This is a genomic window from Pseudomonas guariconensis (genome assembly GCF_024127895.1).
Taxonomy (GTDB): Bacteria; Pseudomonadota; Gammaproteobacteria; order Pseudomonadales; family Pseudomonadaceae; genus Aquipseudomonas; species Aquipseudomonas guariconensis_B.
Genome location: NZ_JAMYBK010000005.1, coordinates 96,875 through 109,978, shown reverse-complemented (window position 1 = coordinate 109,978; position 13,104 = coordinate 96,875). Strand labels below are relative to the sequence as shown.

Annotated in this window: 6 protein-coding genes and 1 pseudogene; 4 read left to right on the top strand and 3 right to left on the bottom strand. The window is 63.1% G+C overall.

What is annotated here, in order from left to right:
* Positions 1-125 precede the first annotated feature (125 nt).
* Complete coding sequence (gene putP, locus NJF35_RS08310) at positions 126-1,604, bottom strand: sodium/proline symporter PutP (RefSeq protein ID WP_225788901.1); 1,479 nt, start codon at positions 1,602-1,604, stop codon at positions 126-128.
* Between the two features lie 360 nt (positions 1,605-1,964).
* On the opposite strand from putP, the gene putA reads away from it, so the two are divergent.
* The gene (gene putA, locus NJF35_RS08305) at positions 1,965-5,918 is read left to right on the top strand and encodes a trifunctional transcriptional regulator/proline dehydrogenase/L-glutamate gamma-semialdehyde dehydrogenase (RefSeq protein WP_225788900.1); all 3,954 of its coding nucleotides are present in this window, start codon (positions 1,965-1,967) and stop codon (positions 5,916-5,918) included.
* Positions 5,919-6,163: 245 nt separating this feature from the next.
* Here putA and NJF35_RS08300 read toward each other — a convergent pair.
* Positions 6,164-6,328: pseudogene (locus NJF35_RS08300) on the bottom strand (IS5/IS1182 family transposase); the annotation flags it as partial.
* A gap of 33 nt (positions 6,329-6,361) precedes the next feature.
* A complete protein-coding gene (locus tag NJF35_RS08295) occupies positions 6,362-6,982 on the bottom strand; it encodes a hypothetical protein (protein ID WP_225788899.1) in 621 nt (206 codons plus the stop codon).
* A 1,461-nt stretch (positions 6,983-8,443) separates the two neighbouring features.
* Here NJF35_RS08295 and NJF35_RS08290 point away from each other — a divergent pair.
* From NJF35_RS08290 to NJF35_RS08280, 3 genes are read left to right on the top strand one after another with little or no spacing between them, the layout of a single operon-like run.
* Positions 8,444-10,246: an acyl-CoA dehydrogenase gene (locus tag NJF35_RS08290; protein ID WP_225788898.1), complete on the top strand. Its 1,803-nt coding sequence runs from the start codon at positions 8,444-8,446 to the stop codon at positions 10,244-10,246.
* A 34-nt stretch (positions 10,247-10,280) separates the two neighbouring features.
* The gene (locus tag NJF35_RS08285) at positions 10,281-11,723 is read left to right on the top strand and encodes a TldD/PmbA family protein (protein ID WP_225788897.1); all 1,443 of its coding nucleotides are present in this window, start codon (positions 10,281-10,283) and stop codon (positions 11,721-11,723) included.
* Entirely contained in the window at positions 11,723-13,054 is a 1,332-nt protein-coding gene (locus tag NJF35_RS08280) for a TldD/PmbA family protein (protein WP_253090948.1), read from the top strand. Before NJF35_RS08285 ends, NJF35_RS08280 begins: the two co-directional genes overlap by 1 nt.
* Positions 13,055-13,104: the final 50 nt, after the last annotated feature.

Here is a 13,104-nt window from a genome sequence, read left to right as displayed (position 1 = left end):
GCAACTCCTGCGAAGCCGGCAAGTTTACCTTGTCGCGCCGACGCCGTCAGGTCGCGCCCGCCGAAACGACAGCGGCCCGCGTCTCGGCGAGGCGCGGGCCGCTTCAGGCAGGCGTCAGCGAAACATCACTTGCCGATATGGTAGGCCTCGTCGGCCTTCTCGAAGCTCGAGACCATGCTGGCCGAAGGACGCCCCAGCTTGCTCACCACGACGATGGCGAGGGTCGCCAGCAGGAAGCCCGGGATGATTTCGTACAGACCCAGGCCGACATAGTTCTTCCACACGATCACGGTCACGGCACCGACCAGGATACCGGCCAGGGCGCCGTTGCGGGTCATGCCCTTCCACAGCACAGAGATCAGCACCACCGGACCGAAGGCGGCGCCGAAGCCGGCCCAGGCGTAGGCCACCAGGCCCAGCACGCGGTTCTCAGGGTTGGCGGCCAGGGCGATGGCGATCAGGGCCACGGCCAGGACCATCAGGCGGCCGACCCAGACCAGCTCGACCTGGGAAGCGTTCTTGCGCAGGAAGGCCTTGTAGAAGTCTTCGGTCAGGGCACTGGAGCACACCAGCAGCTGGCAGCTCAGGGTACTCATCACCGCCGCCAGGATGGCCGACAGCAGTACACCGGCGATCCATGGGTTGAACAGGATCTTCGCCAGCTCGATGAACACACGCTCGTGGTTCTCGGTGACCGGGCCGGCCAGGCCAGGGTTGGCCGAGAAGTAGGCGATACCGAAGAAGCCCACGGCGCAGGTGCCGGCCAGGCACAGAATCATCCAGGTCATGGAGATGCGGCGGGCGTTGGCGATCGACTTGACCGACTCGGCGGCCATGAAGCGCGCCAGGATGTGCGGCTGGCCGAAGTAGCCCAGGCCCCAGCCCAGCAGCGAGATGATGCCGATGAAGGTGGCGCCGCGGAACATGTCGAAGTTGGCCGGGTTCTGCGCCTCGATGGCGAGGAACGTGGTGTCGAAGCCGCCAGTGGAGATCAGCACGATGATCGGGGTGAGGATCAGCGCGAAGATCATCAGCGAGGCCTGCACGGTGTCGGTCCAGCTCACCGCCAGGAAGCCACCGACGAAGGTGTAGGCGATGGTCGCCGCGGCACCGGCCCACAGGGCGGTCTCGTACGACATGCCGAAGGTGCTTTCGAACAGGCGGGCGCCGGCGACGATGCCGGAAGCGCAGTAGATGGTGAAGAACACCAGGATGACGACGGCCGAGATCACCCGCAGCAGGCCGCTCTTGTCTTCGAAACGGCTGGTGAAGTAGTCCGGCAGGGTCAGGGCGTCGCCGTTGTACTCGGTCTGCACGCGCAGGCGGCCGGCCACGAACAGCCAGTTCAGGTAGGCGCCGATGGTCAGGCCGATGGCGATCCAGGCCTCCGAGAGGCCCGACAGGTAGATGGCGCCCGGCAGGCCCATCAGCAGCCAGCCGCTCATGTCGGAAGCGCCGGCGGAGAGCGCGGTGACCACGCTGCCGAGGCTACGGCCGCCGAGGATGTAGTCGGAGAGGTTCTTGGTGGAGCGATAGGCCACGAAGCCGATCAGCACCATTGCCGCGATGTAGACCACGAAGGTGATCGTGAGTGGATTGCCCATGGTTGTGCCCTGGCGTTTGTTTTTATCTCTTGCGAACCGCCTCGGTAAAGGTGGTTGCACCCAGGCGGCGCATCCTATGCAACAACACGAACAGGGTGCAACCATTTTTCAATGCCAAGTTGCACCTGGACGCACCTTTTCAGAAAAAGTGCCTTTTTTGCTCCTTTTCGGAGCATGCGGCACGTTTTTCATAAGAAAACGCACCGACAACGACCTTTTTCGCCATGTGGGAAATACCACCGGACGAGTTGCACCTTTTCCTCCAAAAAAACGGGTTGCACCCGGTTGCACCCGAATTGTCCTACAGCTAATCTTGCCGACAGCTTAGGCCACACCCGTGGCAATATCGAGGAATAAGAAATGGCGACGACCACCCTTGGGGTCAAACTCGACGACCCGACCCGTGAGCGACTCAAAGCCGCTGCGCAGTCCATCGACCGCACACCGCACTGGCTGATCAAGCAAGCGATCTTCAGCTACCTGGAGAAGCTCGAGGGTGGCGCCACCCTGACCGAACTCAACGGCCAGGCCGGTCACCCGGCCGACGATGCCGGGGAAATCCAGCCCGACCACAGCCACCAGTGCTTCCTCGAGTTCGCCGAGAGCATCCTGCCGCAGTCGGTGCTGCGCTCGGCCATCACCGCCGCCTACCGCCGCCCGGAACAGGAAATGGTGCCGATGCTGCTGGAGCAGGCCCGCCTGTCGGCCGCCCAGGCCGAGGCCACCAACAAGCTGGCCTCCGGCATCGCCGAGAAGCTGCGCAACCAGAAGAGCGCCAGCGGCCGTGCCGGCATCGTCCAGGGCCTGCTGCAGGAGTTCTCCCTGTCGTCCCAGGAGGGCGTGGCCCTGATGTGCCTGGCCGAAGCCCTGCTGCGCATTCCCGACAAGGGCACCCGCGATGCCCTGATCCGCGACAAGATCAGCACCGGCAACTGGCAACCGCACCTGGGCAACAGCCCGTCGCTGTTCGTCAACGCCGCCACCTGGGGCCTGCTGCTGACCGGCAAGCTGGTTTCCACCCACAACGAATCCGGCCTGACCTCCTCGCTCACCCGCATCATCGGCAAGAGCGGCGAACCGATGATCCGCAAGGGCGTCGACATGGCCATGCGTCTGATGGGCGAGCAGTTCGTCACCGGCGAGACCATCGCCGAGGCCCTGGCCAATGCCAGCCGCTTCGAGTCCAAGGGTTTCCGCTATTCCTACGACATGCTCGGCGAAGCCGCACTGACCGAGCACGACGCACAGAAGTACCTGGCTTCCTACGAGCAGGCGATCCACTCGATCGGCAAGGCGTCCCACGGCCGTGGCATCTATGAAGGCCCGGGCATCTCCATCAAGCTGTCGGCCCTGCACCCGCGCTACAGCCGCGCCCAGTACGAGCGTGTGATGGAAGAGCTGTACCCACGCCTGCTGTCGCTGACCCTGCTGGCCAAGCAGTACGACATCGGCCTGAACATCGATGCCGAGGAAGCCGACCGCCTGGAGCTGTCCCTGGACCTGCTCGAGCGCCTGTGCTTCGAGCCTGCGCTGGCCGGCTGGAACGGTATCGGCTTCGTCATCCAGGCCTACCAGAAGCGCTGCCCGTACGTGATCGACTACGTCATCGACCTGGCCAAGCGCAGCCGCCACCGCCTGATGATCCGCCTGGTCAAGGGCGCCTACTGGGACAGCGAGATCAAGCGCGCCCAGGTCGAAGGCCTGGAAGGCTACCCGGTGTACACCCGCAAGGTGTACACCGACGTGTCCTACATCGCCTGCGCACGCAAGCTGCTGTCGGTACCGGATGCCATCTACCCGCAGTTCGCCACGCACAACGCCCACACCCTGTCGGCCATCTACCATATTGCCGGTCAGAACTATTACCCGGGCCAATACGAGTTCCAGTGCCTGCACGGCATGGGCGAGCCCCTGTACGAGCAGGTGGTGGGCAAGGTTTCCGAAGGCAAGCTGAACCGCCCGTGCCGCGTCTACGCGCCGGTCGGCACCCATGAGACCCTGCTGGCCTACCTGGTGCGCCGCCTGCTGGAAAACGGCGCCAACACCTCGTTCGTCAACCGCATCGCCGACCACTCGATCTCCATCCAGGAACTGGTCGCCGACCCGGTCGTCAGCATCGAGCGCATGGCCACCCAGGAAGGCGCCATCGGCCTGCCGCACCCGCGCATCCCCCTGCCGCGTGACCTCTACGGCAGCGAGCGGGCCAACTCGGCCGGCATCGACATGGCCAACGAACACCGCCTGGCGTCGCTGTCCTGCGCCATGCTGGCCACCGCGCACAACGACTGGAAAGCCACCCCGCTGCTGGCCTGCGCCGCCAGCGAGCAGGCTGCCGCGCCGGTGCTCAACCCGGCCGACCACCGCGACGTGGTGGGCCATGTGCAGGAAGCCACCGTCGCCGACGTCGACAACGCCATCCAGTGCGCCCTCAATGCCGCGCCGATCTGGCAGGCCACCCCGCCGGCCGAGCGTGCTGCGATCCTCGAGCGCACCGCCGACCTGATGGAAGCCGAGATCCAGCCGCTGATGGGCCTGCTCATCCGCGAGGCCGGCAAGACCTTCGCCAACGCCATCGCCGAAGTACGCGAGGCGGTGGACTTCTTGCGCTACTACGCGGTGCAGGCACGCAACGACTTCAGCAATGACGCCCACCGCCCGCTGGGCCCGGTGGTGTGCATCAGCCCGTGGAACTTCCCCCTGGCGATCTTCACCGGCCAGGTAGCCGCTGCCCTGGCCGCCGGCAACCCGGTCCTGGCCAAGCCTGCCGAGCAGACCCCGCTGGTCGCCGCCCAGGCCGTGCGCCTGCTGCTGGAAGCCGGCATTCCGCAAGGCGTGCTGCAGCTGCTGCCAGGCCGTGGCGAGACCGTCGGCGCCGGCCTGGTCGGCGACGAGCGGGTCAAGGGCGTGATGTTCACCGGCTCCACCGAGGTGGCGCGCCTGCTGCAACGCAACATCGCTGGCCGCCTGGATGCCCAGGGCCGCCCGATCCCACTGATCGCCGAGACCGGCGGCCAGAACGCCATGATCGTCGACTCCTCGGCCCTGACCGAGCAGGTGGTGATCGACGTGGTGTCCTCGGCCTTCGACAGCGCCGGCCAGCGCTGTTCGGCGCTGCGCGTGCTGTGCCTGCAGGAAGACTCCGCCGACCGCGTGATCGAGATGCTCAAGGGCGCCATGGCGCAGAACCGCCTGGGCAATCCGGAGCGCCTGCCGGTGGACATCGGCCCGGTGATCGACGCCGAGGCCAAGGCCGGCATCGAGAAACACATCCAGGGCATGCGCGAGAAAGGCCGCTCGGTCTACCAGGTGGCCATCGCCGATGCCGAGGAATGCAAGCGCGGCACCTTCGTCATGCCGACCCTGATCGAACTGGAAAGCTTCGACGAGCTCAAGCGCGAGATCTTCGGCCCGGTGCTGCATGTGGTGCGCTACAACCGTCGTAACCTCGACCAGTTGATCGAGCAGATCAACGCCTCCGGCTACGGCCTGACCCTGGGCGTGCACACCCGCATCGACGAGACCATCGCCAAGGTGGTGGACAACGTCAACGCCGGCAACATGTACGTCAACCGCAACATCGTCGGTGCGGTGGTCGGCGTGCAGCCGTTCGGTGGCGAAGGCCTGTCTGGCACCGGCCCGAAAGCCGGCGGCCCGCTGTACCTGTACCGCCTGCTGTCGACCCGCCCGGCCGACGCCATCGCCCGTCACTTCCAGCGTACCGACGGTGACAGCAAGGTCGACGGCGCCCTGCGCGACCAGTTGATCAAGCCGCTGCACACCTTCAAAACCTGGGCCGACAGCAGCCAGCTGACGGGCCTGGCCGAGCTGTGCGAGCAGTTCGCCGAGCAGTCCCAGAGTGGCATCACCCGCGTGCTGCCCGGCCCGACCGGCGAGCGCAACACCTACACCGTGCTGCCGCGCGAGCACGTGCTGTGCCTGGCCGACAACGAAGCCGATCTGCTGGCCCAACTGGCAGCCGTACTGGCCGTCGGTAGCTCGGCGGTGTGGGTCGATGGCGAGCCAGGCAAGGCCCTGCGCGCCCGCCTGCCGAAGGAGCTGCAAGCGAAGGTCAAGCTGGTGGCGGATTGGAACAAGGATGAAGTCGCGTTCGACGCGGTCATCCACCACGGCGACTCCGACCAACTGCGCCGCGTCTGCGAGCAGGTGGCCAAGCGTGCCGGGGCGATCGTGGGTGTGCATGGGCTGTCCAGCGGCGATCACCAGATTGCGCTGGAGCGTTTGGTGATCGAGCGGGCGGTGAGTGTGAACACCGCTGCGGCGGGGGGTAACGCCAGCTTGATGACCATTGGCTGACGGTCGTTGAATGGAAGAAGGAGAGCTTAGGCTCAATGTCAGTCAGTTAAGCGGCGCTTTGTCATTTTTGGGGCTACCTTGCAGCCCATCGCCGGCAAGCCGGCTCCCACAGGGACCGCGGCGACACACATGTGCGGTTTGCACGGACAGTGTGGGAGCCGGCTTGCCGGCGATGGGGCGCGAAGCGGCCCCAAATGACAACTGAAAGTCTTAACTGACCGGCATTGAGCTTAGGCTCTCCTTTTTTTGGCCAAGCCACGAAAGCGGGTCTTCACATAACCGAACTGGCGCTTGATCTCCCGGAACGGGTGCTTGACCTTCGCACATACCTGGGCTTCTGACTTTTCAATATTGCGCCTGGCCTTGTAAAGCGCACTGCGTTTTATCAAATGCTTGTAGGTACTGCGTCTACACTGGCATCAAGAGCGCCATGTAGCCATGCTTCAAGCCATGAGTGGAGTCATGAAGAGAGCGTACAGTTTGACCAGCTCCATTACGCAACCGGGAATCATCCAGAGCCAATTGGCCAGTGTGAAACGGCTATTCGACTCGCCTGACGCATCACCCGCGCTGAAATTTATACCTTTCTGCATGGCCACCATAATAGAGATCCAAGCAATTTGAAGGATAAGCTCTACGGCCAAGACGGTAGCCAGGTGACCATCCAGAAAAAAACCGGCAACAGCCGTCATGATTGACAACGCATAGTAGGTCAACGTTAGCCGCAGGATTGACCAGGGATAACTCCCTCCCGACTCACGTATAAAATCGTTCGCTCGACTCAACAAGGGGTAAATAAAGAAAATACCGAAAGCCGAGCGCAAGATTGGGATCACCCGCTCCCCTGTACGCACCTTGTGCAATCTCCAGCTTTGGTAGAAGCAGTACCACCAATAGAGGCCAAATGTGAAGAATGTCATCACACCCAGCTTCACGGGCGACACCACGAAGAATGGCGCGCCATCAGTCTTGACGTTATCTACATCGAGACCGGCACTAGCCAGATCACCCATTAGAAAGATCCCCTTGAAAAACTCAAAGCACTCATTCAAGACGATCATCATTTCAGGCGCAGCAATCCATTTTCGATCGTCCCCGTAGGAAATATCTCTACAATTTGTGTGCACAGAGCATTGGATAATGCGTTCCCGAGCATTCTCACTTCAGTTGCTAGGCATTACGGCTTCGCCAAAGCCACCAAAGACTCCAGCCTTTAACCCCCTCGGAAGCAACCAGGAGACTCAGCCAGAGCCAGGTACTGATACCTGGCAATAACAGAATCACGGAAACAGAGGGAACTACGAACAAGATACGAAATGGCATTTGCGCAGCGGCCAAGTAAACCCCAGACGTTCGACCTTGATAAAGCAATATGCCACTAGCAACAACGGAGAGCTGCACAAACACTCCCATCCATATTAAAACCTCAAGCCCGCCTCCCCAATCCCCCATAGTTGTTAGTGCCGCATCAAAGTCACTCAAAAATGGTATTACACCTCGCCTGAGACTAGCAACCACCACGAAACATACATAAAAAGCGTCCATACAACTCCAAAACAATTGCACCAACCGCCTTAGCTTGATCATCGGCACGTTTCATCTCACTCGCCTTTAAATTCATAAACTTCATTTGCAATGACCGGACGCCAGTGCCACGAAGCCCCTGAAATATCCCAGTGTTCATCAGCCTCCACATAAACTTGTATAGTTTTCCGCAGCACTCCGTATCTATGAATTGCAGATGACGGAGCAAAATCGCGCTCCTGGCTGTCCAAAGCCACCCACTTCTGAGTTACAGTTCTCGTTGTGTTAGCGTAGTCCTTCCCCGAGGATAAGAACACTCGCCCCTCATCTCCTCGCGACGCCAGAAAATTTGCAATAAAGGCCGCACTCGATGCCCCCCTTGTTTATTCTAATGTCCACTATTTTCCACTTGCCGGGACCACTATCAACAAAACCAGCAGATACAAGACGCTCACGCTCAGACTTTGACCTACACATCCTTGCAAACCAATACCTATCAGGATCAATGGAGAGAAATGGCTCTTTCTTCAACAGCATCCATTCACCCGTCCCAACTGGCCGAAGCGCCATTTCAACTTCATCCCCGGTCAGGCTTCGAGAAGTATAAAGACCGCAGGACCTCAAAAGCCCTGTCACCCTTCTATTTCCCGCACATATCCCCTGCTTCGTAAATTCCTGCGAACATTTATAACCGCCAGAAAAGGATCTTCGACGTTACACAAATCCTCCTTCCAAACTTCACCCCAATGAGAAAGCCTTTCCATCACCCAGCCTCCTGATCAAAAGCCCAACATCTACCCTAATCAGCTCAGTGGTGTCTCAACAGCGCATCCTAAAATCTTGTGGGAAATTTCCTTTTTCTAACAACTCAACTTGCAACCTATGCAAACACGCGACAGCGCATCCTTACCTTCTAATCCCATATCACTCAAACCTATTAACCTGTCCTCCATCCCATCCTCCACCTAGACTCGCAGTATCCCGCCCCAGGACCTCCCCATATGCCCGAGACCCTGCTCAGTTCCCGCAACCTCGCTTTCGAACTCTACGAAGTCCTCGACGCCGAAGCCCTGACCCAGCGCCCGCGCTTCGCCGAGCACAGCCGCGAGACCTTCGACGCGGCGCTCGCCACCGCCCGCACCATCGCCGAGAAGTACTTCGCCCCGCACAATCGCAAGGCCGATGAGAACGAGCCGCGCTACGTGGATGGCCGGGCCGAGCTGATCCCCGAGGTGAAGCCTGCCGTCGATGCCTTCCTCGCAGCGGGTTTTCTCAACGCCAATCGCGACTTCGAGGTCGGCGGCATGCAGTTGCCCAGCCTGGTTTCGCAAGCCTGCTTCGCCCACTTCCAGGCGGCCAACGCCGGTACCACGGCCTACCCGTTCCTGACCATGGGCGCGGCCAACCTGATCGAGAGCTTCGGCAGCGACGAGCAGAAACGCCTGTTCCTACAGCCCATGATCGAGGGCCGCTACTTCGGCACCATGGCCCTGACCGAGCCGCACGCAGGCTCGTCGCTGGCCGATATCCGTACCCGTGCCGAAGCCGCCGGCGACGGCACCTACCGGATCAAGGGCAACAAGATCTTCATCTCCGGTGGCGACCACGAATTGTCGGAAAACATCGTGCACATGGTCCTGGCCAAGCTGCCGGATGCACCTCCCGGCGTGAAGGGCATTTCGTTGTTCATCGTGCCCAAGTACCTGGTCAACCCGGATGGCAGCCGTGGCCAGCGCAACGATGTGTCGCTGGCCGGGTTGTTCCACAAGATGGGCTGGCGCGGCACCACCTCCACGGCGTTGAACTTCGGCGACGACGGCCAGTGCGTCGGCTACCTGGTCGGCCAGCCGCACCAGGGCCTGGCGTGCATGTTCCAGATGATGAACGAGGCGCGCATCGGCGTCGGCATGGGCGCGGTGATGCTGGGCTACGCTGGCTACCTCTATTCCCTGGAGTACGCCCGCCAGCGACCACAGGGCCGGCTGCCGGACAACAAGGACCCGCGCAGCCCTGCCGTGCCGATCATTGGCCACAGTGACGTGAAACGCATGCTGCTGGCACAGAAGGCCTACGTGGAAGGCGCCTTCGACCTGGGCCTGTACGCCGCGCGCCTGTTCGACGACACCCAGACGGCCAGCGACGAAAGCGCCCGCCAGCAGGCACAGGCTCTGCTCGACCTGCTGACGCCGATCGTCAAGTCCTGGCCCTCGGCCTTTTGCCTCAAGGCCAACGAACTGGCCATCCAGGTCCTTGGTGGTCACGGCTATACCCGCGAATACCCCGTCGAGCAGTATTACCGCGACAACCGCCTGAACCCGATCCACGAAGGCACCGAGGGTATCCAGTCGCTCGACCTGCTGGGCCGCAAACTGGCACAGGACAACGGTGCCGGCCTCAAGCGACTGATCCGCCTGATCGCCAGCACCGCCGAGCGTGCCAGCCACCATCCAAGCCTGGACGCCATGCGCCAGCCGCTGGAGCACCTGGTCAACCGCCTGCAAGGCGTGACGCTGGCCCTGCTCGGCGACCTGGCCCAGGGCAAGGTCACCACCGCCCTGGCCAATTCCGCCCTGTACCTCAAGGCGTTCGGCCACTGCGTGATCGGCTGGCGCTGGCTGGAACAGGCGATCCACGCCGAACTCGGCCTGCTCCAGGGCAATGCCGCGGACCGCGACTTCTACCTCGGCAAGCTGCAGGCCGCACGTTATTTCCTGACCTGGGAGGTACCAGGCTGCCATAATGAGCTGGCATTGCTCGAGGCCCGCGACGACACCTGCCAGGGCATGCAAGAGGGGTGGTTCTGAGGGGGAGCCACCGCGCACACGGAGGTTTTTCCGCATGTTCGATTCCAGCGCCCTGCTGCGCCAGCGCTTCAGCGCACTGCGCAGCACGGCCGAGATGTTTTCCCTGCGCCACGTGAAGCAATCGCACCAGGCCCTGTCGGTACGGCGCAATGTCGCCGAGCCACCGTTCTTCAGCCAGGACGAGGGCGCCATGCTCACCGTACGGGTCAAGGGCGTGGAAGCCTATGCCGCCACCGCCGACCTGTCCCAGGCGGGCCTGCAGCGCGCCTTGGAACACGCCGAGGCACTGGCCCGGCAGATCGCCGCGCATAGCCTGCTCGACCTGCGCGAGCAACCGGTGACCTGCGCGCGTCACGATCATCTCTCACCCAACCTCGACCAACCCGTTCCCACCCTTGCCGATTGCCTCGGCCTGCTCGCCGCCGAATCGGCCAGCGTGCCCAAGGACAGCCGCCTGGTGGACTGGCAGGCCAGCCTCGGCATGAGCCTGGTCGAGCAGACCTACCTCAACTCGGCCGGCGCCGAGTTGCGGCACGCCCAGCGTTTCCTGTTCCCGGGCCTGAGCGTCACCGCCAGCGACGGCCAGGACAGCCAGTGCCGCAGCCTGGGCCGCGACAACTTCGGCCAGCAGGGCGGCTTCGAGATCATCGAACGCTGCGGCCTGGTCGGCGCCGGCCGCCGTGTCGCCGACGAGGCGCTGCAACTGCTGCTGGCGCCCAACACCCCCAGTGGCCCGCGCGACCTGCTGCTGATGCCCGACCAGATGATGCTGCAGATCCACGAGTCCATCGGCCACCCGCTGGAGATGGACCGCATCCTCGGCGACGAGCGCAACTACGCCGGCACCAGCTTCGTCAAGGCCAGCGACTTCGGCCACCTGCAGTACGGCTCGCCGCTGCTCAACGTGACCTTCGACCCGACCATCGGCGAAGAGTTGGCCAGCTACAGCTACGACGATGACGGCAGCCAGGCCAGCAAGCAGTTCCTGATCCGCAACGGCCTGTTGCTACGCCCGCTGGGTGGCGCCCTCTCGCAGTTCCGCTCTGGCCTCGACGGCGTGGCCAACAGCCGCGCCTGCGGCTGGAACCGTGCGCCGATCGACCGCATGGCCAACCTCAACATCGAGCCCGGCGACCAGTCGCTGCAGCAGCTGGTCGCCGGTATCGAGCATGGCATCCTCATGCGCACCAACCGCTCCTGGTCCATCGACGATGCGCGCAACAAGTTCCAGTTCGGTTGCGAGTGGGGCCAGTTGATCGAGCACGGCGAACTCAAGGACATCGTCAAGAACCCCAACTACCGTGGCATTTCCGCGCAGTTCTGGCGCAACCTCGCGGCGGTCGGCGACCGCAGCACCTTCCAGGTCCTGGGCACGCCCAATTGCGGGAAGGGCGAACCCAACCAGGTGGTACGGGTCGGCCACGCCTCGCCGGCTTGCGTGTTCCGCCAGATCGACGTATTCGGAGGAGACGCCTGATGAGCGCCACGCCCCAACAACGCTTCGAAGCGCTGGTCAGCGCCGTGCGCGATGCGCTGCGCCCCGAAGAGCAATTCACCCTCGGCTACAGCGCCGAACAGTCGCAATTCGTGCGTTTCAACCATGCCAAGGTGCGCCAGGCCGGCGAGGTCAGCCAGGCCAGCGCGCAACTGCGGCTGATCCGCGATGGGCGCCAGGCAGAACAGCAGGTCACCTTGAGCGGCGATGCACAGCTGGATCGCCAGCGCCTGGACGATGCTCTCGAGCAACTGCGCCAGACCCTGCCGCTGCTGGCGATCGACCCTTACCTGAGCCTGGACGAGAACGCCTGGCACAGCCACAGCCTGCAGGACCGAGCGTTGCCCGCCCTGGACGAGGTGCTGACGCTGCTCGACCGTGAAGCCGGCGACCTGGACCTGGTTGGCATCTATGCCGCCGGCCCGATCTGCCGGGGCTTTGCCAGCTCCTTCGGGTCCTTCGGCTGGCACCAGGCCAACAGCTTCAACTTCGACTGGAGCCTGTTCCACGACAATGGCCAGGCGGTGAAGGCCAACTATGCCGGCCAAGCGTGGAACCCCGAGGCGTTCACCGCGCGCCTGCGCCAAGCGCGGGAACAACTGGGCTTGCTCGGCCGCCCGGCCATCACCCTCGCGCCAGGCGGCTACCGCGCCTACCTGGCGCCTGCCGCCATGGACGAAATCACCGGCATGCTGTGCTGGGGCGGCTTCTGCGCACAGGCCCTGGCCACCGGCAACAGCGCCTTGCAGCGCCTGTACAACGGCGATGCGAGCCTGAGCCCGCTGGTCAGCTTCGACGAGCAGGTCAGCGGCTCGTTGAGCCCGGCGTTTTCCGATGAAGGCTCGCCGCGCCTGGACGTACCGCTGATCCACCAAGGCCGGGCGCTGCAGCGACTGGTCAGCGCGCGCAGTGCCGCCGAGTTCGCGCTGGCCGCCAATGGTGCCGACAGCTACGAGTCGCCCTGCGCGCTCAGCCTGGCACCAGGCAACCTGGCCAATGACCAGATTCTCGAACGCCTGGGCACCGGCCTGTACATCAGCAACCTCTGGTACCTGAACTACTCGGACCTGCCAGCCGCGCGCATGACCGGCCTGACCCGCTTCGCCACCTTCTGGGTGGAGAACGGCGAGATCCAGGGCCCGGTCAGCACCATGCGTTTCGACGACAGCCTGTACAGCCTGCTGGGTAGCCAGCTGGAAGACCTGACCTGCGAACGCGAGCTCATCTTGTCGACCAGTACCTATGGGCAGCGCAGTACCGGATCGAGTCATTTGCCGGGGGCGCTGGTCAAAGCCCTGACCCTGACCTTGTGATTGATCGAACCGCCCCTATCGCCGGCAAGCCGGCTCCCACAGGTTTTGCA